A 20,407-nucleotide genomic window follows, 5' to 3' on the forward strand; every position below is an offset into this window, starting at 1 on the left:
CCCCCCCTCCCCCCCCCCCCTTCATCAAGCAGTGCGCAGCATAGCGGATTCATCGGTGGCTGGGGTTCACCTCCGAGCTCCTCCGATCTGGGGCTGGCCGGCGCGATGGGGGCCCGCGGGCGCCGGCGGCGCGCCCGCGGTCTACGGCGCCGACCCGGCGGCGCCGGGCACGGTCAGCTCCCGCATGGCCCGCGCGTCGGTCGGTGACGCGGGCAGGAAGACCACCAGGTGCTGATTGTCGTCCTCGGCCACTGTCAGCTTCGCGTAGTTGAAGGCGACCGGCCCCGCCATGGGGTGCTGGAACCGCTTCGTCGCCGGGGTGAACGCCTGCACCGGGTGCTGGGACCACATCGCGACGAAGTCCGGGCTGGCCGCGGTGAGCGCGTCGAGCAGCTCCCGCACCCTGGGGTCGTTCGGATAGCGGCCCACCGCGGTACGGAACTGCCCGAGGATGTCCTTGGCCTCGCGCCGCCAGTCGACGAGCAGTGTCCGCATGGACGGCCGGGTGAACAGCAGCCAGATGCTGTTGCGCTGCCCGTCCGGCAGCCCGTCGAGCCCGCCGACCAGCTTCTCGTAGGCCTCGTTGTACGCGAGCAGGTCCCAGCACAGGTTGGTGACGTGGGCCGGGTTGGGGTCGAGGGTCTCCACGAGTGCCCGCAGTGTCGGATTGACCACCGCGGGCTGCGGTACGTCGTCGGACAGCGCCACTCCCGCCAGCGTGTACAGGTGGCGGCGCTCGGCGGCGGACAGCCTCAGGGCGCGCGCGAGGCCTTCGAGCACCTGGCCGCTGACGGTGATCTTCCTGCCCTGTTCCAGCCAGGTGTACCAGGTCACGCTCACCCCGGACAGCTGCGCGACCTCCTCGCGCCGCAGTCCCGGAGTCCTGCGGCGCGGCCCCGGCTCGATCCCCGCCTCCTCGGGCCGCAGCATCTCCCGGCGGGAGCGCAGGAATCCGGCCAGCAGCTCGCGCTGGGTCAGGTTCTCGTCCATGGACACGCCTTCGCTGCCGGTGGCCCGGACCCTCGGGATATCGGTCCCTGCCTCGTCGTGGTGCTTCGAACACCAGCATAAGTGGCCCTCTGTACCAGTGACCTGACTTTCCGCACCCTGGCAGCATGACCACTGGACAGACCGCCGGGAACGCCACCCGGCCCACGGCCCCGGAACAGGCGGCACCGCCCGCGAACTGGGGGCGTCCCGTAGCGGTCCTCGCTCTCGGATCCTTCGCCATGGGCACCGACTCGTTCGTGCTGGGCGGCATCCTCCCGCAGCTCGCGCACGGCCTGCACGAGTCCACCGGCGCCGCGGGGCAGGTGATCACCGCGTTCGCCCTGACGTACGGCGTGACGGCCCCCTTCCTCGCGTCCTTCACCAGCAAGCTCCCGCGCAAGCCGCTGATGGCGTTCGCGCTGACCTTGTTCGTGCTGGCGAACGTGGCCTCGGCGGCCGCTCCCAACCTGACGCTGCTGCTCGTCGCCCGCGTGGCGGCCGGCCTCGGTGCCGCTCTCTACACCCCCAACGCGTCCGCCGCCGCGGTGGCCCTGGCCGGACCGGCCCGGCGCGGTCGGGCCCTCTCGGTGATCCTGGCCGGCCTCACGATCGGCACGGTCTTCGGCGTACCCATCGGTACGGCCCTCGGCCAGCACATCTCGTGGCAGTCGAGCCTGCTCTTCGTGGCCGCTGTCGGCCTGCTCGCGCTGCTCGGCCTGATGGTCACCCTGCCGAAGCTGCCGCTCCCGCCGGCCATCCCGCTCGCTCAGCGGCTGCGGGTGCTCACCCACGGCCGGGTCGTCGCCATCGTGACCTTCATGCTGCTCGCCAGCGCGGCGAGCATCATGGTCTACACCTACATCGCCGACGTACTCGACCAGACGGCGGGCATCAAGGGCACCACCCTGGCCGTCACCCTGCTGCTGTGGGGCGCCGGCGGCACCGCGGGCGCGTTCGGCAGCGGCTGGCTCACCGACCGCTGGGGCGCGGGAAGGACGCTGGCCCTGGCCGTCAGCACCCTGGTCGTCACCACGGCGCTGCTGTCCTTCGTGTCCTTCGAGCCGCTGGTGATGGTCATCATGATCCTCAACGGCGCGGCCGCCTGGGCCGCCGCCACCCCGAACAACCACCGCCTCACCGCGCTGATGCCGCACCTGCCGGGCGTGGTCATCTCGTTCAACTCCTCCGGCATCTATTTCGGCCAGGCCCTGGGCGCGGCGCTCGGCGGCATCCTGATCGGGGCCGGGATGTCCGGCGGAAATCTCTGCCTGTCCGGCGCGGCGCTCGGCGTACTCGCCCTGCTCGTGCATTCCGCCATCGGCAAATCACCCGAACCCGAATAGGCTCGACGCGGGACCCACTTCCGTGAAACCGACTTAACGTAGCCTCACCGAGCGTGCGCGATGAGTGGAGAGGCGCAGCATTCCACCTTTAGCGTGAGTGCACAGGAATTCTCCTCAGAGGGCGGCCCGCCCCCGGCAAACGGGTTTCTCACGAACGCTTCAAGGAGTGGAGTCATGACCATTCAGGCACCCGAAACAGTGGCCGACGGCCAACTCTTCATTCACGGCACATTCGTTCCCTCGGCGAGTGGCGAAACCCGCGAGGTGGTGAACCCGGCGACCGAAGGGGTGATCTGCCGGGTCGCATGGGGCTCCGTCGCCGACCTCGACCAGGCGGTCACCGCCGCCCGCGGCGCCTTCGAGGACGGTGACTGGCCCGCTCTGACGCTCAAGCAGCGTGGCCGGGTCCTGCTGAGGATCGCCGACGCCATCGAGGAGCACGCCGAGGAGCTGGCCCGGCTGGAGTCCCTGGACGTCGGCAAGCCCATCAGCTTCACGCGCGGCTTCGACGTGCCGAGCGCGGCGGACCTCTTCCGCTACTACGGTGGGATGGTCGAGCAGTTGGAGGGCGCGGCCCGCCCCGCCGGCGGCCGGTCGCTCGCGTACACCCGACGTGAGCCGCTCGGTGTGGTCGGCGCCATCACACCCTTCAACTTCCCCTTCAACCTGGCCGTCAACAAGATCGCCCCAGCGCTCGCCGCGGGCAACACGTTCGTGCTCAAGCCGGCAGAGCAGACGCCGCTGTCCGCGCTACGGCTCGCCGGGATCATGCACGAGGCGGGGCTGCCGGCCGGTGTGTTCAACGTCGTCACCGGCGACGGCGCCACCGTCGGCGCCCGGCTCGCCACCCACCCCGACGTCCGCAAGCTGGCGTTCACCGGCTCGACCGCCACCGGCAAACGGCTGGCGGCCACCGCCGCCGACACCCTCAAGCGGGTGACCCTGGAGCTGGGCGGCAAGGGCGCCAACATCGTCTTCGCCGACGCAGACCTGGACGCCGCCACCCAGTGGGCCTTCCAGGCGGCCTTCTTCAACACGGGCCAGTTCTGCATGAGTGGTTCGCGCCTCCTGGTGCAGCGGCCGGTGTACGACGAGATGGTGAAGCGCATGGCCGCACAGGCCGCGGCCGTACCCGTGGGCGACCCGCTCGACCCGGAGACCGTGCTCGGTCCGCTCGCGCACCGCGCCCAACTGGCCCGCGTGGTGGAGTATGTCGCCATCGCGCGCGCCGAGGGAGCGGTCCTGCGGGCCGGCGGCTCGGCCGGCATCGAGGGTGACGCGGACGCCCGCGGCTACTACTTCCAGCCGACGGTCTTCTCCGACGTCACTCCGCGGATGCGGATAGCCAACGAGGAGGTCTTCGGCCCGGTGCTGACCATCACCCCGTTCGACACCGAGGACGAGGCGGTGGCCATCGCCAACGGCTCACCGTTCGGACTCGCGGCCGGTCTGCACACCACCGACCTGCGGCGCGCGCACCAGATCGCGGCGCGACTCGAGGCGGGCATCGTCTGGGTCAACTCCTGGGCGATGTTCGAGAACACGACGTCCTTCGGCGGCTACAAGGACTCCGGATACGGCCGGGAACTCGGCCCGGAGGGCATCGACGAGTACCTCCAGGCCAAGACGGTCGTGGTCAACACCGAGTGAGCCACACCTTCCGACGGTGAGGGCCTCCCGGTGGGGAGGCCCTCACTCCCCGCGGTCCGTACGCGACGCGGGACAACGCACACCACACCCTTTCTCCGGAGGCAGGACATGACGTCCTTGGAAGAGCGGACCATCCTCATCACCGGCGCGACCGACGGAGTCGGCCGGTCGCTCGCACACCAGCTCGCGGGCATGGGGGCAACGCTGGTCCTGCACGGACGCAGCGCGGAGAAGGGCGAGCAACTGCTCGCGGAGCTGCGCGCCGCCACCGGGCACGACAGGTTCAGCTACGAGCTGGCCGACTTCGCCTCCCTGGACGAGATCCAGGCACTGGCCGACCGGCTCTCCCTCCTGGACCGGCTCGACGTGCTGGTCAACAACGCCGGGATGGGCGTGGAGCTGGCCCGACGTGAGAGCAAGGACGGCCTTGAGCTGACCTTTCAGGTCGACTACCTCGCCACGTACGTCCTGAGCTGCCGACTCGCGCCACTGCTTGCCGCTTCGGCGCCGTCCAGGATCGTCAACGTCACCTCGGCGGGACAGGCGCCGTTCGACTTCTCCGACGTGCAGTTGCGTAGCGGCTGGTCCGGTGGGCAGGCCTACTGCCAGGCGAAGCTGGGCCAGATCATGCTGACGACAGATCTGGCCGAGGCGCTGGACGGCTCCGGTGTCACCGTGAACGCGCTGCACCCGGCCTCGTACATGCCCACCAAAATCGTGACACACCTCTTCACCCCACAGAGCGCCCTCAGCGAGGGAGTGGGAAACGTCCTGCGCATGGTCGTCGAACCGGAGTTCGCCGAGCAGACCGGCCTCTACGTCAACCGCAGGACGGTCTCCGCGGCCGACCCCCAGGCGTACGACCCGGCGGCCCGCGCCGAACTGCGCTCGCTCAGCGAGAAACTGACGGGCACCCCTTTCCCCACCGAATGAGCGGATCCGCCCTGTGGCGGCCGCCGGGGCCCGCTGAGACTCACGTCCTCCTGTACCAGTGCCGAGGCCGGCCGGCACGCGCTCGGCGGGACGGCGGTCCGCACGCCTCGATCGGCGGCCTGGGTGCGCCGCCGCGCGATGACCGAATTCGCCACCGCCTGCCTTCTGGGCGGGGCGCCGGTGGCAGGAGGCCAGGCCATCGGCGAAGGCCTGACGCTGCGTGGCGCATGGCATGCGGGAAACACGTCTGTGGCCGCCCCCGAAGAGACGGCCACAGGGCCGGGTGATCGTGCCCCGGTCAGCCCTGACGGGCGAGGTCGAGAAACGCGGCCCAAGTAGTCGGCGCCACGACGAAGCTGCCCAGCTTCGTGTCCTTGGAGTCACGGACATGCACGGCGGAGGCGGCCTGACCAACTTCGACGCAGTCGCCCCCCTCGCCACCGCTGTAGCTGCTTTTGAACCAGTGAAGTTGCGGGACCCCGGACTGCTTGGTGCTCATAGGTCTCCTCCTCGCAGCAACTGCTCGATCAGACGCCCGGATTCGCTTGGCGACAGGGCCTGTGCCCGGATGATTCCATACCGGGCGGCGATCCCTCGAACAGCCTCCCGACCAGTGAGCACTCGTCCATTGCCCTGGCTCTCCAGATACGCCACCTGCTCCCCACCGTCCGGCACCATCAGCGTGAACGGCCCGTCCACCCCGGCGTGGTCCGTGGTCCGCGTGGGCATCACCTGAATCTCCACGTTCGGGTTCTCACTGACGAGCAGCAGGCGTTCGAGCTGCCCACGCAGCACCTCATGGCCACCGATGGGCCGCTGGAGCAATGCTTCCTCCAGGACAAAACTGAGCACGGGAGACGGCTTGCGTTCGAAGAGCGAGTGCCGAGCCATACGCGCGGCCACCATCTGCTCGATCTCGGACTCGTTCCTGCGGGGGCGCCGAACGGTGAACATGGTCCTGGCGTACGCCTCGGTCTGAAGCATGCCGGGCACGATGAGCGAGGAGTACTGGTGAAATTCGAGCGCCGTCTCCTCGATCCGCGCCGCGTCACGGAAGAAGGCGGGGTACCGGGTAAGCGCCACGGCCCGCTTCATGGCGAGCAGCATGCCGTCAGCGTCCAGCAGTTGGTCGAGCTTGTCGATGGTGTCGGGGCGTGCGATACGCCGCCCCTGCTCAATGGCCGCGATCTGCGCCTCGCTGTACCCGAGGAGCTGCCCCAGGGCGGACTGCGTGTGCCCGGCTCGCTCGCGCAAGATCTTGACCTGCCTGCCGAAGGACCGCAGCAACTCGTCGGCCGGGTCCTCGCCCCTCCGCGCGAAGGACTGCTCTGCGACCTGCGTCATGGTTTCCCTCCAGCACCTGGCTCACCACCGAACCCCGACAACACACCCACCGCAGTCCTACAGCGACGCTGTGTGAGGATGTCGTTGCTGGTCAACGTAGCCGCCTCGGCCCAAGCTCATGGCCATGACGACAGAAACGCACTCGTCCGTGAACGCCCGGCGACCGCCGCTGCCCGGGCGGGAGTTCCGCATGGCGTTCACGTCAACGCCACGCGGCGCCCGCCTGGCCCGCAGGCTCACCTCCCAGCGCCTCGACGCCTGGGGTCACCCGTACGACTCCCGCCTGAACACCACGGTGACCCTCATCGTGGCGGAGCTCGCAGCAAACGCGGTGACACACGGCCGCGTACCGGGCCGGGACTTCCACCTGCGCCTGCGACTCGACCCAGCCGCGGAGCTCGTACGCGTAGAAGTGACGGACACCCGCGACGACCGCCTGCCGCCACAGCCGGCGTCGCCGCCACCCGCACCGGACGCCGAGTCGGGCCGCGGCCTCTGCCTGGTCGCGGCGCTCGCGACGCGCTGGGCGGCGATGCCGCGCGAGAACGGCGGACCGGGCAAGACGGTGTGGGCGGAGGTCCAGATCGGATGAGTCGCCATGACGGGCATCAGCACGAGCATGGAACCGGATCAAGCGATGGGCACCAGGCAGAACGCCGGGAGCAGTTCGCGAAGGTGGAAGCACTGCGACTGACCCACGATCTGACTCGAACTGACCCTCGCAACACGAGCACGCGCCCTTGAGGCCCTGCTAGGCCCTTGGTCAGCGCAGCACCCGAAGAGTTGCTCAGTAGAAGTAGCGGCTCGCATTCTCGGGCCGCACGCCATCGCGTCGGAACAGCTTCCATATCGCGTACGAGGCTTGAAGGAATGGACGCCAGCATTCGTCATCTCGGTTGACCCACTGCTCACTTTCCAAGCTGAGAGCCATGCCTCCCTCATCAGGTAGACCCGAGCTGTCGGATGTGCGGAAGACACCCGCGGGCTGACAGAACAAGAGCCATCCCTTCTGCCCTCTGTCTGACTCCTCCCAGGAGTAGACAGTACCGGCCTCAACTTCGCAGATCAGGCGAACGTTGATAGATGCAGTCATTCCACTCTCCGCCTACCGGGCGAGTCGTCCCCGAGGAATCCCCTAACGGCCAGTCGTTCCTGAGGTGATGCGGCCAGTCTCGCACTTGAGCGCCGCCACCGACTTGCCTCTCTGGCCCACGGTTACCTTGTCAGCCTGTCGTGGGCGGGGAAACCCGCTCGACGACGAGCTGCCATCCAGCTTGGATGCAGCCCATGGATCTCGACCTGACTCTCGGAGATGGCCTGTACGCGCGGGCCCTGGTCGCGGACGACGCCGCGTTGCTGGTCGACGCGACGTCCGGGGAGACGAAACCGTCCCTGTGGGCGGCCCGGCCAGTAGGCCCCTACTCCGTGCGTGACGCGCAAAAGACCCTGTCGCAGTGGGACCCGGCAGCCGGCGGGCAATTCTCCGTCGGGATTCTGCGCGGGCAGCGCCTGCTCGGCGCTGTCGGTCTGATGCCGGACGATCCCGGCAGCATGGAGTTGGCGTACTGGATCCGGCCGGAAGAACGACGCCTCGGCATCGCCTCACTGGCCGTGCCCGCGATCACCTCGTGGGCACACGACCGTCTCGGCGTTCCCCGCATCTGGCTGGAGATCAATCCCCTCAACGAGCCCTCGCTCCACCTCGCCCAGCGTGCTGGGTACCGCTACGAACAACGCCTGCCCCAGCACTGCCGTGCATGGTCGTCCGAGGACGCGGGGCAGGACGCCTGGCACGACTGCCTCATCTGGACGCACCTCAGCGGGCAAGCACCCGCCACCACGGACCGCTGATCAGGCAGGCACGAGAGACAGGCGGAGTCGCTCGCGCATCTGGCAGGGATTGCGCGGGCGAGGCTCCCTTTCTCCGGTCGCGCGGAACCCGGCGCGCTCATAGAGCCGTCGTGCGTGGTCGTTGCCGTCGACGACGGTCAACGACACGCACTCAGCACCCTGGTCTCTGGCCAAGGCGAGTACGGCGTCGACCAGGGCCTCTCCGACACCATGTCCGCGCCATGCCGGGTCAACCCACATCGCATCGAGTTGCAGCTCGACAGAGGTGGGGAAGGGCGGGGCAACTGCCGCCACGACCCCTACCGACTGCCGTCCAACCCACGCCAGGAACCACGCGCTGCTCGCGATCCGATCACGCCAAAAACCTTCCGGCCGGGCTAGTTCGTCCCCGAGCGACGAGCCGAAGGCGTCGGGATCCCTTCCCAGGGCGCGCAGCCGAATCGCCCTCAACGCAGCCCAGTCCTCCCTGGCCGCCCGGCCCACTTTCACCATGACGTTCATGATGTACCCGGCGACGTAGCCCTCGCGGCGAGGAAGCTGCCGGACGCAGTGGACGAGCCCATCAGCCGTTCTTCAGTGTGCGGTCGAGCAGGGCGAGTAGCCGTTCCCAATGACGCTGCGAAGCAGCGGGGTTGAAGGCCTCGGTGTCGGACATGGTGAAGCCGTGGACGGTGTCGGGGTAGATCTCGGTGGCATAGCTGACGCCTGCTGCGCCCAGGGCCCGGTCGAGCTCACTGATGGCCTCTGGCGACATGTCGCCTTCGGCGAGCCCGAGATGGACCTGCGCGGTGAGTCGTGGGACGAGGCGGTGCGGGCTGTCGGGCGTTTTAGTGACCAGAAAGCCCGGGTGGAATGCTGCGAGCGCGGCCACCTGATCGGGGTGAGCTGTCGCGGTGCGCATCGCATAGGCGGCGCCGATGCAGTAGCCGATGACGGCGACCGGCCCGGTGCCGGCCTCGGGCTGGGAAGTGAGGAACCTGAGGTAGTCGTCAGCGTCACGCAGGACCTGTTCGGTGGTGTACGCCCCGATCAGGGGCATCAGCTGAGAGATGATCGCGGGCCGTATCTCCTCTCCGATGTGGTCCGGAAGTGCGATCACCGGCGCCCGGCCGTGCCGGTAGTAGAAGTTGGGGACAAGCACGTAGTACCCGCGCTCGGCCAGCTCGCGCGCCCTCCGCTCGAGTTCGGGCCTCAAGCCGAAGGCGTCCGTGTACAGCAACACCCCTGGGTGGCGTCCGCCCCGGTCGGGGTAGGCCGCGTATGCGTCAGCCTGGCCGTCAGCATTGCGGATCAGCAGTTTCTTGGTGGGCATGGATTCTCCTGTCGTCGTTGACGCGTGTCGAGCCGTGGTCAACGTGACAGGGGTGGAGCCCGCGCAGGAGAGCCAAATTCGGGGTCAAGCCGCAGGCCCGCACCGGCCCGCTCGACGATCAAAGGATCGCCGGGTCACCAATCCGTGTGTGGCGCGATGCCGTCCCGGTATTCATCGCCGCCCAACCTAGCCCGCCGGGCACCGCCGGCGCCACGGCGTGCGCCCGCGCACAACGCCGTGAAGTGGAAGGTCCCCGTCTTGCCCACGGTCGAAGCCGACGCAACCGCCGTCCGGAAGACATCGAATGAGCGTACGGACCTCACGCGAGGGTGCCGCCCTCAGTCCCCATCCATTCACGGTAGTGCCCTACGAGAGCTGTCCCGGGGAAGTCCGGCAGGCCGGAGCCAAACTGCTGGAGTCGGCGATAGGCCTGCTTGAGAGCGTCCAGGGTGTCGAAACATCCCGCGTGGACGGCGAGCACCAACACGTCTTCGATGGTGAGGTGTTGCAGGGACCACTCGTCGGCAAGCTGCCGTCCCTCCGCGTCATCCATCAGGAGGGTGACCTCGAGCCCCTGCTCAGACAGGTGCACTCCATGGGCCACGGCCACGCATTCTCCGAGGTCACGGGAACGCCTCAGCGCCTGGTCGAATTCCAGGTCCCGGATCTCCTCAAGGACCTCGACGACCCGGGCGGGAGCGGAAGCAATCTCCAGAGCGGGCAGCACCCTGATGCGATCGCTGCGCTCAAGCGCGAGCCAGCGCTTGCGAAGTCCAGGGTACTTGGCGTCCTTGCGGGCGATCTCGTCGCAGCCCTCGGCAGGAACCAGGATGACCCACTCCATGGACTCGAGGGCGGCCACGAGGACACGATTGAGGTTGGCACCCGCGAAGTGGACGCAGACGACGGCGTCCAGAATGCAGGCGTCCGCCCGTCTTTGCCCTGGCGTGCTCTCCTCAGCTTCGGGCTCCTGTGGAAAGCTCACGCCTACCGCCGTTCCCGTCCGTTCTCGGGCGGCTCCGCGGCTCGCTGTACCCGCCCGCCGCGACGGGCGACAAGGCTGCGTACGTCAACGCGTCCCGACAACGCGACCTGGGGTGGCCGGATGCCGGCTTCATCCAGTTCCCGTTCGGTGGTGCGAGGCTCCGCCCCGCTCAGCGATGCGATGGCCCGCACCCCGATGTGCCCCGACCTGTAGGCCTCGACGGCCCGCTCCATGATGCGACGCGGCGGCCGCACGCGCGCCGCGGCCTCGCACTCCACGATGTATTGAGGGCCCCAACCGTAGGTCCACGCGAGCTCGCGCCCCGTCAGACCCTTCATCTTTGTTGCCTGGGCGTTGGTCAGCAGCCCCAGCTCTTTGCACTGAATGAGCAGTACGGTCAGGCTCACGCCATAGTGCCTGGCCGCCATCGCACACTCCCTGCGTCCCGGTTCGGGGGCCGAAAGGCACTCCATCCAGCGACGGACGCCCTCCGCAGGTGCCAGCAGATGCCGAGCGAAAGCATCGCACCGCTTCTCGGCCGGTGTCCGCCGGCCGTCCAGCCGGTGCGCGGACACGCCGTCGGACAGCAGCACGTGTCCCAGCTCGTGCGCCAGTGAGAAGCGCTGACGCTCGGGCACGTGTGACGCGTTGACGACCGAAATCGTCACCTCGCGGTCGGGGTCGAGCGCGGTGAATCCGGAGACGCCCGGCGGGAGCGTAAGCGCTGCCGTGTCCAGGCGGATTGCCGACTCCACGAGTTCGTCGAGGTCCGAGACGGGGCCGAAACCGAGTCCGAGGCGCTCACGAAGCTCTTCCGCCAGGCTCCGCCCCTCACGCTCGGGATCGGCTACCCGCGTCAGCGGCCGCTTCAGTCGAGACGCCCGCTGTCGATCGCCTCTGTGGCCGTCCGGCACGTACCGGTCGAGGCGGTCATCGAGTGCCAGGATCTCACCGGCCAGCCCCTCGGCCCGCCTCAGATCCTCCTCAGCACCTTCCGAGGCTCGTGCCGCCACCTGCATGCGCTGCCGCACCGGGTTTCCCTTGGTCAACAGCGTGAGCGGAACACCCAGCGCTGTCGCGATACGGTCGAGCTCGGCCACCGTCAGCGCTGACCGCTCCCCCGTCTCGATCCTCGCCAGCGTCGACTGGCTCAGCTCTGCTCGCACGGCCAGCTCCCGCTGACTCAGCCCCGCCTGCGTCCGCTCCTGCGCAACCCGTTCGCCCGTCTCCCTCAGATCCATCCCCCGACACCTCCCTGTCTGAATCAACGATAGCCCTCTGATTCAGTTACTCTCCCAGAGGTTTTCAGCCACACCTCGCTGGGCCCTCGCATAACGCCAAAAGCACCCGTGCGGCGGAGCTGATGGCGGCTGCATACCTGCCTGTCCGAGCAGCCGAACGGCGGCAATGGCGCCGTACGCTGTGTCAGCGTACGGGCACACTACGTAGACGGTACGACGGCTCTTGCGTCACCCTGAGTGCCGTCAGCTGTGGGACGACGAACAGCGCAGGTACGAGACCGGAGGTGACGGCGGATGAGTGAAAGCGCTGTGGTGGACGACGAGGGAGTGCCGGGAGGTGAGGCAGATCGGGAACCCGATCCCTCGGACAGCCTGCGAACGTTCGGAGCGGTCCTGCGGGCGCTTCGCGAGCACGCGGGATACAGCAGGACCGAGTTCGCGGACCTGGTGTGCTTCTCCAGGCACACGGTGGAGTCGGTCGAGCTGGGGCGCCGGATGCCCGACATGACGTTGGTGGAGCGCTCCGAGGAAGCGCTGGGGAATACCGGGGCGTTACGGCGGTCGTCGAAGTACGTGACGCGGGGGCGCGGGGATGTGGGGCTCGCGGCGTGGTTCAAGCAGTGGGCCCGGCTGGAGCGGGTGGCGGTGAGCCTGTGCACGTACGAGTGCCGTCTGGTGCCAGGGGTGTTGCAGTCGGAGGGGTATGCGCGGGCCTTGTTCGAAAACCGGCTTCCACTGCTGACCGATGAGCGTCTGGAGGCTCAGATCGAAGCGCGGCTGGAGCGGCAGAAGATGCTGCGCGAGCGGCCGACGGTGCCGTTCCACTTCATCGTGGAGGAGGCCGTCTTCCGGCGCAGGCTGGGAGGCCTTGACGTGCTTCGGGCGCAACTGAACCACGTGCTGGAGCTGACGGCGCCCCGCAACGTGACGTTGCAGATCATGCCGACGGAGGCCGAGTTCCACGCCTGCATGGACGGCCCTGTACAGCTCCTGGAGACACCGGAGGGTCGAAGGCTCGCGTACTCCGAAGGGCAGGAGAACGGCCGGTTGATCTCCGACCGCAAAGGGGTACGTCTCCTCTACCAGCGCTATGACACACTGCGCTCGCAGGCCCTCAACACCAAGGACTCGCGGGGCCTGCTTGAGCGACTGCGAGGGGAACTATGAGCACGACCGAACTGGCTTGGTACAAGTCCAGCTACAGCGGCAGCTCGGGTGACAGCTGCGTCGAGGTTGCCATTACAGAACAGACGATATGCGTACGGGACTCCAAGGATTTGGGGCGTCCTCACTTCGCCGTTGGCCGCAGCGAGTGGTCACAGTTCGTGGGATTCGTGACGGAGGGCTGAGCGACGCGTGCGGTGACACTCAGAAGATCGGCTGGCATCCCTATGCTCTTCTGTCCTGCCGTGCATCTGCGCCACCGAGGCACGATCCACGGCAGGCCTGGTGCACTCGTGTGGGTCGGGTTGGGTAGGGGGCCAGCCGGTCGCTGGGTTCTCCGTACGATTTCTGCCTACACCGGCCACGAAACTTCAGAGTCGGCGCAGGTCCGCTCTTGGATTGGTCACTGAGGTTTTCTCAGCGAAGATCATTTCCAGTGGTCGTTGAGTACGAGGGCGGCGCGGGCTATGTCGCCGATGCGGCAGGGGCTGACGGTGATGCGCTTCAGGATGCGCCAACGTTCTTTGAGCTCGGCGGCCGCTCGTTCGCCCAGCGCGCGTAGGTCTCTGATCAGGGTGTTCGTGGTGCGCGTGTCGGTATCGAGGGCTCGTTCTGACTTGCCTTTCGGGCGGCGGACCGGGACGTGTATGCCGATGCCGGCTCCGATGTAGCCCTTGTCGGCCAGGGTGGGCAGGCCATCGGCAGCCGCCTTGTACAGCGCGGGCAGGACGTGCAGCCGGGCGGCGCTGATATCCGGGGTGGAGCCCGGTTCGACGTCGGACACCCATAGCGGGGTGCCGTCCGGGGCGGCCAGGAACTGGACGTTTCCGCCGAAGCTCTTGTGTTTCTGGCTGAACCACAGGTCGTTTCCGTTGTCCCGGGTGCCTGCGACGCGATCGCTCTCGACCAGCATGCCGTCGAGGATCACGTGGCTCAGCTCCTCGCCCCGGCAGCGGTCCAACACGTCGTGCAGGTTGGGCGCTTGAGCCGCAAGGACGTCGATGCCCTCGTGGAGGTAGCGGTAGCCGGTGGCCTGCGAAATGCCGGCGTCCCGGGCCAGGCAGTGCACGCAGTTGCGCTCACGGAACCAGCGGAGCACCAGGACCGCCTGGCGGAACGTGCCCAAGGCGCGTGACCCGCGTGGGGTGTTGAGACGACGGCGCCGCGCGGCGAGCAGCCGGGAGAGGTGGACCACGATGTGGCGCGGGACATCGAGCGTGGCAGCATAGGTGACCAACGTGAAGCCTCTGGTTCAGCGGACGATCTTGTGGTGAGAACCGTCCTACCAGGGGCTTCACGTCTGCCGACGACCAGGGCCCAGACAGCATTTCCTTGAGAAAACCTCACTCACCGGGTTCGGCGGGTAGGGGCAGGAGCGAGTCCAACTCTGGTGATCCAAAGGTCAGAAAGACGAGATCCCTGTCGTTGCTGGTGTCCCAGATGTTGCGGTCGAATGTCACGGGGATCGAGGCCGTGAACTGCTGGTTCAAGTAGCAGTCGGGGGAGGTCACGCCATCCGAACGTCCGAAGGACACACGGGTGGGGCCACGCGGAAGGATGAGCCGATAGATTCCAGGACGTCCGTCATCTGAAGTCAGCCGGCAAGCTGAGAGGGCGTTGCTCGCGAGTTTGGTGACAAGGTCCGACGGAGTGATGCCTCCTGTCAGATCGGGCGGAGGTTCGACGGAGACGTCGTCGTCGGGGGCGCCGAGGGTGTCAGTGCTGACAGGCTGGCTGCTGATGTCGTCAATTCGGGTTCGGATGTCGGCGATCTCGCGGGTGATGGCTGCAGCACTGAGATCCGCAGCGAGAACGAGGTCCTCGATGACCTTCTCTACGGTGCCGAGGACAGGGGCGGCGGCGCCAAGGATGTTGGTGAAGTCGTCGTAGTCATCTTTGATGCCCTTGTACACCTGTTCCTCGACGGTGTCCTCGTAGAAGTAGTTGCTGATCTGGAGGTGCTCGTAGGTGGCGCCGATGCGGTCGATACGGCCGATGCGCTGCTCGACACGCATCAGGTTCCAGGGCATGTCGTAGTTGATAAGGCGACCCGACGTCTGCAGGTTGAGTCCCTCGCTCAGCGAGTCGGTGCCAATCAACAACTCGATATCGCGGCGGCGGAACCGGGTCTTGATCTCCGCCTTGGTGACCCTGTCCCACTTCCCCGCTACGGGGTCGTAGATCTCGCCGCCGCGGCCGGAGTAGCAGCCGAGCCTGTAGTAGCCGGCGGCCACGAGGCGCTCGCGGACATAGTCCATGGTGTCCGTGTACTGGGTGAAGACCACTGCGGAGTCGTACGTTTTGAACGACTCCGCCAGGTCCTCGACGAGTTGCTGGGCCTTGGTGTCCTCGCCGGTGATGTCGCCGAGATCGTTCAGGAAGGAGCGCAGCTCGCCGATCTCCTCCTTGAGCCGGTCGGCGCGGACGTCGAAGGTCTCGGGGTCGAAGAGGGAGTTCTCCAGGTCGACACCGTCGTCATCGGTAAGGAGATCCGCGAGGCTCTTGCCCTGCTCAAGTACGTCGAGGCGCCGTTGCAGGGACTGCTTGATCGCTTCGAAGGAGGAGGTCAGCCGACGCCGGTAGACGGTCATGATGAAGCCGAGGGCCTTGGTGGCCTTATCGGACTTGTAAGCGTTGTAGTGGCGGCGGATGTATTCCTCGATGCGCTCATACAGCTTCCGCTCGTTCGGCGCCAGACGGATGAACTCATCGGTGACGTGCCGGTACGGGATGACGATCGAACCCGGGATAATGCCGGCTGCCTGGTAGGCGCGCATGGTCTTGCGGGTCTTCCGGAAAACGCGATCGCGCATCGGGGTGTGCCGCCGAGCCCACTTGGCCATCCACTCGGAGGTGGCATTGGGGAACTGTGCCCTGAGGTCGGGCGAGGGCGGGTTGCCAGCCATGCCGGTCACCGTCCATGCGTCGGCCCATCCGAGCGCATTGTCGATCTGCCGCTCCAGCTCAGTGTCGCGTTCGGCGAGCGGGTCGGAGAAGTAGTCCTCCAACATGTCGCAGATGAGTTTCCAGCCGCGCCTTTCGGGCGGGTCACTGAGGTAGGTGAAGTATTGCGTGAAGAAGAACGCCTGCTCACCCCACTTGCCCGGCAGCCCGAGGAGCTCGATGAGGTCCCAGGCCTCATGCGGGTGCATCTGCATCGGGGTTGCCGAGGCGAGGTAGAGCGCACGCCACAGGTTGCGCTTCTTCATCTCCTGGAGGAGGACGAGCAGGGAGTTGGGAGTGTCGGTCGCCTTGGAGCCGCGGCGACGGGCGTGATGGGCCTCATCGACGAGGACGACGTCCCACGGTCCGGCGTCAAGGATCTCGGTACGGCGACTGCGGCGGCGGGCGAGGTGGGAGGAGGCAAGCACGATCGGAAAGGCCGACCACGGGTTCGCCTTCGGATCGGTCGCGATGGGCTGGTCGAACCGGTCGATGAAGCCTCCCTTGTCGTAGCGGGCGACATCGATGTTCATCTTCTCGTGGAGCTCTTCCTGCCACTGCTTCATCACCGAGGCAGGCACCAGCAGCAGCGCCTTCTTCGCCCGGCCGGAGGTGAAGAGCTCACGCAACACCATTCCCGCCTCGACGGTCTTGCCGAGCCCCACCTCGTCGGCGAAGAGATAGCCGCGCGGGTACGTCGACACCACCCGGTGGATCAGCTCGGCCTGGTGTGGCAGCGGCTGAGCCCACGCGGTACCCACGCCAGTCCATGCGGACGCCTTCGGCGCATCCCGAAGGGCGACCAGTTCGTCCCAGGCCGCCTGGACATCGACGTCCACGTCGGCAGGCGGTGCCTCAAGAGCCGCCTCCGCACCCCTCGGCTGGGGCACTTGCGGCACTGGCGTGTTAAAGGGGAACGGCGGAGCGTCGGGCGCGTGCTCTATCAGGTGTTCCCGGACGGCGGTGGGCAGGTCGATGATCGCCCAGCCCTGGTCGGGGTTGGCGCGCCAGTGCTGCTCGAACGCGCGCTTCTTGGGAGCGCCGTAGTCCTCCCAGGACTCGGTACGCCAGGAGCGGTAGGCGTCGAAGGTCTCGTGGTTCTTCACCCATGCGGTGACCGACGCGTTGTTGGAGCCGCTGAACGCGACCTCGTGGCCGTAACGGTCTGTGAAAATGCCGTACTTGGTGTGGAAGTAGCGGCCCGACTCATGGTGGGTGAGCAGGTGACCATACTTGTCGACCGGGATGCCGACACGGATGTGGAGCCGGTCGTTGGCTACCATCCAGGCCAGCACACTGAGATGCTCGCTCTGCACGATCTTCGTGCCCTCCAGGCCCGGGTCAGCCAATAGCCGCTCGGCGACAACATCGTCGAGCGGAGCACCGGAAAGCACTGCGTCGACGTCCTTCTTGCTGAGCTGCGCGCCCACGATGAGTCTGATCACTCCGCCACCGGCGATGAAGTACGCCGTGCCCTGCGCGGCAAACTGCAGCTCTGCCCCGGACCAGTAGCCGACCGCACGGTCGTAGGCGACAGCCCTGGAAAGCAAGGGCTCGTAGAACGTCTCGAACGGTGCATCGTCGGGCGAGTACATCGCCTTCAGCGTCACGCTGCGGAACGAGTCTTCGGCCGTGGCAGGATCGTGCTCGAAGAGACCGTCCTGCGCCGGTGCCGCCGGCTTGGCGGCGGCACCGGGAAACAGGGCGTCGTCGTGTTCGACCAACCTCACTCCATCTCGAAGAGCGCGTCGGGCTTGTCCTCGACCAGCGTGGCCACGTCGGTGGCGTCCGGCAGGGTCACATCGGGGAAGTAGAGCGTGCACAGGGTGTCAAGGCGCCCGGCCTCGGACACAACCCACTCCCCCTTGGCCTTGGTGCGCGGTATCGCGTTTGCCAGACCCTGCAGGGTGGAGATGAACCCGGCGTCATTGATGTAGCCGTGCTTGTCGAGGAATCGCTTCGCGGCCGGCATGCCATCGTGCTCGGCGATGTACAGGGCCGTGTCAACTGCGTCGATGACGTAGTCGAACGAGGCAGCCCCGGGTCGTACGCCGGGGGCGGCTGCCTCGCCACCACGCCGCACCCGCTCGCTGGGGGTGAGCAGGGTGACCTTGCCAGCGGATTTTGAGACCACCTTGGCCCGCTGGAGCTGGTCGATGTCGAGCCCACCGACGGCGAGTGCCAGGAGGCGGGCGGTGTCGTAGGGGAACTCGCGGGCAGCAAAGGTGTCCCAGGCCAGCAGCACAAAGTCTGTGAGCGTGTCGACCTTCGACGCCTTCCCGATCAGTCGGGAGCGACGCAGGTCCACGATCTCCTCGCGGGCCAGAGCAAGGGCCTCCTCAGGCCGCAGCAGCTTGTCGCGGCCGTGCTCGTCCGGGGTCGACGAATAGACGGGCCAGCTCTGCGAGATCACCGAGAGCGTCGGACCGTATGTCGACAGCAGCAGGTCGACGCCCTCGATGCCGTCATGCTGGAACCGGGTGGCCGCCTCGCGGGCTGTACGTCGGATATCCTGTTCGATATCATCGAGGTAAATTTTTATCTTATCGCCCCGTTCATCACGCTTGCGACATACCAGCATGATTGTGGACGCCGCCGAGTTAACATTGGCCTGGTGCAATGACACCTCGGACTCGGTGTTGATTGGCCACGATGTTTCGATCGTGAAGCCGGCCTGCATTAGGCCGATTCCAAGGGTGTCCCACGCCTCAGCGCGCTTGTGGGTGAACATAACCGACAGGATGCCGTCATCGGCGAGTACGCGACGCGACTCCTCGAAGATACTGGTCATCTTCGTCTCATAGTCGAGCTCAGCCAGTTCCTTCCGGCGGCTCCCCATCGCCACGAAGCGCGCCGGGTTAGCCACAGCCTCGTTCTGTTTGTCAGTCAAGTCGTCGCGGAAGTAGTCAGGGATGAGACGCCCAAGAGTACGCTTCTCCCAGACATAGAAATAGTCAGCCAACTCTGCGTACATGACATTGTCGTAATACGGCGGATCCATACATATATGGACTACTGAGCCGCCTTCAAGATCAAGGTCAGTGGCGCTAGCCTGCAGGATGGATACGTTCCTGCTCAACCGATCTTCGAGGTCGCTGTCAGACACGCCAGTCTCGTCGAGCAACTGAGCGATGCCACCGTAGGCGTCGAGCAGCTGGTCTAGCGTCCAGGAATAGAGCGCGGCCGCACCTTCGAACTCGGCGAATGTCCACTTGAAAGAGAAGTTGTGCTTTTCGAAGACGCTACGCATCTTCTGACGCGATACGTCCCACGTAGAGGCCCGGGAGTTCCAGTTCAGTGCCTTACCCTGCATCAGGGCAAGCTCGAAGAGAACGGCATCCGCCGACTTACCCAGAGACTCCTGGACCTCAGGCACGATGCGTGCAAACTCTCCGCTGAAGGCCCCATGCGCCAGGGCTTGGCGCGGCGTGAAAAAGTCGAGCCAGGTGTTGATTCCGTACATGCGATGGCCACGATCATAGTTGGCCTCTACCGGGATCTCTTCGGAAGGCAAGATGTCCGTCTGCTGCCACAGATCCTTCACCTCCTCAAGCTTCGACGTAGCGGCAGCGATGGCGTCGAGGTCGGTTCGCGTGGGGGCGCGAAAGGTACGCTCGCCCGAGGGCTTGCGGATTGCGACGGCATAGAGGACCTGCTTCATCTGGTCGGCCTGGGCGGCCTGCTTGATGTAGTCGCCGTCGATGACGAGGTTGTCGTAGGGCGAGATGGCTTTGCCCCGGGCTGTGGTGCCGGTGGAAGCGTCGGTCTTGTCAACGTCCTTGCCAAAGGCAACCTCAAAGATCGGCTCGGGGAGCTCGACGCCATCGTACTCGGTGAGCATCCGAACGGCCGCTTCCTTGCCTGCGGTCTTGCGGAGCCACTTGTCGGGTAGAAGCGGTATGAGGCGGCCTGTACGGGGACAGGGGATGGCGTTGGCCCAGATGTAGGCGATAACGCTCTCGCCGCCCTGGAGCGGGAAGTACTCCTTCAGCCGCTTCTCGATGCGCGCGACAAGAACCTGCCCCCACTTCCTCAACTCCGGAACAAGATCGAGTCCCTTGATGGCGGGGATCTCGACGCCAGCCTTGAGCACGCTAGCGGCCACGCCGTTGAGGTCGTTGGCGACAACCGGGAGCCCGAGGCGGGACGCCGCCCACGGGATACTGCCGCCACCGGCTGTGGGGTCGGCCAGCGTCGGGAGCTTCCCCCAAGTGTGGATGAGCACAGCGTGGAGAAGGTCGATGTCCTTGCGCGGGATAGCGTTGCGAAAAGCCTGCTTGTATCCGTATCCGTTGCCCTTGAGCTTCGCGCCCGTGACCTTGGCCGCGTCGATAACCTTCCGCCCGTGCACCGGGTTACCCCAGATGCCGACCAGGTGAAGCAGCCAGCGGCGGTAAGCGGCCTCGTCCTGGAGCTCGACGGCGTCGGGAAACGCCTTGGCGAGCTCCTCGGACCACGCGGGGAGGACACCCGCGAGAGCAACGGCGGCGGAGGCGACCAGGGGGCGACGGGCCCACCAGATGTGAAGGAAGGAGAGTGGCGGGAGCGCTGACGCGGCGCCGCGTTCGCGACGGGACTCGATGCCGAGTTCGGCGACGGGGAGCCAGTCCTCGATGAGGACACGTGGTTTGGAGCTCATGGGGTGGCTCTT

17 protein-coding genes are annotated in these 20,407 nt (G+C 66.8%); 7 read left to right on the forward strand and 10 right to left on the reverse strand.

The genetic code is table 11. From position 1 onward, the window contains the following. Positions 1-141 precede the first annotated feature (141 nt). Positions 142-990: a helix-turn-helix transcriptional regulator gene (locus JFN87_RS18530; RefSeq protein WP_209341355.1), complete on the reverse strand. Its 849-nt coding sequence runs from the start codon at positions 988-990 to the stop codon at positions 142-144. A gap of 125 nt (positions 991-1,115) precedes the next feature. Between JFN87_RS18530 and JFN87_RS18535 the strand changes: the two genes are divergently transcribed. From JFN87_RS18535 to JFN87_RS18545, 3 genes are all read left to right on the forward strand, one after another. Beyond that, positions 1,116-2,333, forward strand: a complete 1,218-nt coding sequence (locus JFN87_RS18535; RefSeq protein ID WP_209341357.1) for an MFS transporter — start codon at positions 1,116-1,118, stop codon at positions 2,331-2,333. Positions 2,334-2,507: 174 nt separating this feature from the next. Next, positions 2,508-3,983: an aldehyde dehydrogenase family protein gene (locus JFN87_RS18540; RefSeq protein WP_209341359.1), complete on the forward strand. Its 1,476-nt coding sequence runs from the start codon at positions 2,508-2,510 to the stop codon at positions 3,981-3,983. Positions 3,984-4,091: 108 nt separating this feature from the next. Beyond that, a complete protein-coding gene (locus JFN87_RS18545) occupies positions 4,092-4,916 on the forward strand; it encodes an SDR family NAD(P)-dependent oxidoreductase (protein WP_209341361.1) in 825 nt (274 codons plus the stop codon). A 298-nt stretch (positions 4,917-5,214) separates the two neighbouring features. Here JFN87_RS18545 and JFN87_RS18550 read toward each other — a convergent pair whose 3' ends face one another. Both JFN87_RS18550 and JFN87_RS18555 read right to left on the reverse strand, forming a co-directional pair. Then, complete coding sequence (locus JFN87_RS18550; protein ID WP_209341363.1) at positions 5,215-5,415, reverse strand: DUF397 domain-containing protein; 201 nt, start codon at positions 5,413-5,415, stop codon at positions 5,215-5,217. Next, complete coding sequence (locus tag JFN87_RS18555) at positions 5,412-6,260, reverse strand: helix-turn-helix domain-containing protein (protein WP_209341365.1); 849 nt, start codon at positions 6,258-6,260, stop codon at positions 5,412-5,414. Before JFN87_RS18555 ends, JFN87_RS18550 begins: the two co-directional genes overlap by 4 nt. Positions 6,261-6,384: 124 nt before the next feature. On the opposite strand from JFN87_RS18555, the gene JFN87_RS18560 reads away from it, so the two are divergent. Continuing rightward, positions 6,385-6,852: an ATP-binding protein gene (locus JFN87_RS18560; protein WP_209341367.1), complete on the forward strand. Its 468-nt coding sequence runs from the start codon at positions 6,385-6,387 to the stop codon at positions 6,850-6,852. Positions 6,853-7,547: 695 nt separating this feature from the next. Then, entirely contained in the window at positions 7,548-8,111 is a 564-nt protein-coding gene (locus JFN87_RS18565; protein WP_209341369.1) for a GNAT family N-acetyltransferase, read from the forward strand. Here the strand turns inward: JFN87_RS18565 and JFN87_RS18570 are convergent, their stop codons facing one another. From JFN87_RS18570 to JFN87_RS18585, 4 genes are all read right to left on the reverse strand, one after another. Next, complete coding sequence (locus JFN87_RS18570) at positions 8,112-8,612, reverse strand: GNAT family N-acetyltransferase (protein ID WP_209341371.1); 501 nt, start codon at positions 8,610-8,612, stop codon at positions 8,112-8,114. Positions 8,613-8,673: 61 nt separating this feature from the next. Further along, positions 8,674-9,423, reverse strand: a complete 750-nt coding sequence (locus JFN87_RS18575) for a dienelactone hydrolase family protein (RefSeq protein ID WP_209341373.1) — start codon at positions 9,421-9,423, stop codon at positions 8,674-8,676. A gap of 319 nt (positions 9,424-9,742) precedes the next feature. Beyond that, the gene (locus JFN87_RS18580) at positions 9,743-10,408 is read right to left on the reverse strand and encodes a PIN domain-containing protein (RefSeq protein WP_209341376.1); all 666 of its coding nucleotides are present in this window, start codon (positions 10,406-10,408) and stop codon (positions 9,743-9,745) included. 2 nt (positions 10,409-10,410) lie between these two features. After that, a complete protein-coding gene (locus JFN87_RS18585) occupies positions 10,411-11,649 on the reverse strand; it encodes a helix-turn-helix domain-containing protein (protein ID WP_209341377.1) in 1,239 nt (412 codons plus the stop codon). Positions 11,650-11,943: 294 nt separating this feature from the next. Between JFN87_RS18585 and JFN87_RS18590 the strand changes: the two genes are divergently transcribed. Next, a complete protein-coding gene (locus JFN87_RS18590) occupies positions 11,944-12,816 on the forward strand; it encodes a helix-turn-helix domain-containing protein (RefSeq protein WP_209341380.1) in 873 nt (290 codons plus the stop codon). Beyond that, a complete protein-coding gene (locus JFN87_RS18595; RefSeq protein ID WP_209341382.1) occupies positions 12,813-12,998 on the forward strand; it encodes a DUF397 domain-containing protein in 186 nt (61 codons plus the stop codon). Before JFN87_RS18590 ends, JFN87_RS18595 begins: the two co-directional genes overlap by 4 nt. Positions 12,999-13,240: 242 nt before the next feature. Here JFN87_RS18595 and JFN87_RS18600 read toward each other — a convergent pair whose 3' ends face one another. From JFN87_RS18600 to JFN87_RS18610, 3 genes are all read right to left on the reverse strand, one after another. After that, the gene (locus tag JFN87_RS18600) at positions 13,241-14,050 is read right to left on the reverse strand and encodes a transposase family protein (protein ID WP_209341384.1); all 810 of its coding nucleotides are present in this window, start codon (positions 14,048-14,050) and stop codon (positions 13,241-13,243) included. Positions 14,051-14,156: 106 nt separating this feature from the next. Then, a complete protein-coding gene (locus tag JFN87_RS18605) occupies positions 14,157-17,480 on the reverse strand; it encodes a DEAD/DEAH box helicase (RefSeq protein WP_209341386.1) in 3,324 nt (1,107 codons plus the stop codon). A gap of 2 nt (positions 17,481-17,482) precedes the next feature. Then, positions 17,483-20,395: a DUF1156 domain-containing protein gene (locus JFN87_RS18610; protein WP_209341392.1), complete on the reverse strand. Its 2,913-nt coding sequence runs from the start codon at positions 20,393-20,395 to the stop codon at positions 17,483-17,485. Positions 20,396-20,407: the final 12 nt, after the last annotated feature.

Origin of the sequence: Streptomyces montanisoli (genome assembly GCF_017813245.1) — a bacterium.
Taxonomy (GTDB): Bacteria; Actinomycetota; Actinomycetes; order Streptomycetales; family Streptomycetaceae; genus Streptomyces; species Streptomyces montanisoli.

What these genes read in the sequence shown, in the direction of transcription:
- JFN87_RS18570 (WP_209341371.1), bottom strand. Translation starts at nt 8,612, where the DNA reads ATGAACGTCATGGTGAAAGTGGGCCGGGCGGCCAGGGAGGACTGGGCT.
- JFN87_RS18590 (WP_209341380.1), top strand. Translation starts at nt 11,944, where the DNA reads ATGAGTGAAAGCGCTGTGGTGGACGACGAGGGAGTGCCGGGAGGTGAG.
- JFN87_RS18535 (WP_209341357.1), top strand. Translation starts at nt 1,116, where the DNA reads ATGACCACTGGACAGACCGCCGGGAACGCCACCCGGCCCACGGCCCCG.
- JFN87_RS18565 (WP_209341369.1), top strand. Translation starts at nt 7,548, where the DNA reads ATGGATCTCGACCTGACTCTCGGAGATGGCCTGTACGCGCGGGCCCTG.
- JFN87_RS18585 (WP_209341377.1), bottom strand. Translation starts at nt 11,649, where the DNA reads ATGGATCTGAGGGAGACGGGCGAACGGGTTGCGCAGGAGCGGACGCAG.
- JFN87_RS18575 (WP_209341373.1), bottom strand. Translation starts at nt 9,423, where the DNA reads ATGCCCACCAAGAAACTGCTGATCCGCAATGCTGACGGCCAGGCTGAC.
- JFN87_RS18545 (WP_209341361.1), top strand. Translation starts at nt 4,092, where the DNA reads ATGACGTCCTTGGAAGAGCGGACCATCCTCATCACCGGCGCGACCGAC.
- JFN87_RS18540 (WP_209341359.1), top strand. Translation starts at nt 2,508, where the DNA reads ATGACCATTCAGGCACCCGAAACAGTGGCCGACGGCCAACTCTTCATT.
- JFN87_RS18530 (WP_209341355.1), bottom strand. Translation starts at nt 990, where the DNA reads ATGGACGAGAACCTGACCCAGCGCGAGCTGCTGGCCGGATTCCTGCGC.
- JFN87_RS18555 (WP_209341365.1), bottom strand. Translation starts at nt 6,260, where the DNA reads ATGACGCAGGTCGCAGAGCAGTCCTTCGCGCGGAGGGGCGAGGACCCG.
- JFN87_RS18595 (WP_209341382.1), top strand. Translation starts at nt 12,813, where the DNA reads ATGAGCACGACCGAACTGGCTTGGTACAAGTCCAGCTACAGCGGCAGC.
- JFN87_RS18610 (WP_209341392.1), bottom strand. Translation starts at nt 20,395, where the DNA reads ATGAGCTCCAAACCACGTGTCCTCATCGAGGACTGGCTCCCCGTCGCC.
- JFN87_RS18550 (WP_209341363.1), bottom strand. Translation starts at nt 5,415, where the DNA reads ATGAGCACCAAGCAGTCCGGGGTCCCGCAACTTCACTGGTTCAAAAGC.
- JFN87_RS18560 (WP_209341367.1), top strand. Translation starts at nt 6,385, where the DNA reads ATGACGACAGAAACGCACTCGTCCGTGAACGCCCGGCGACCGCCGCTG.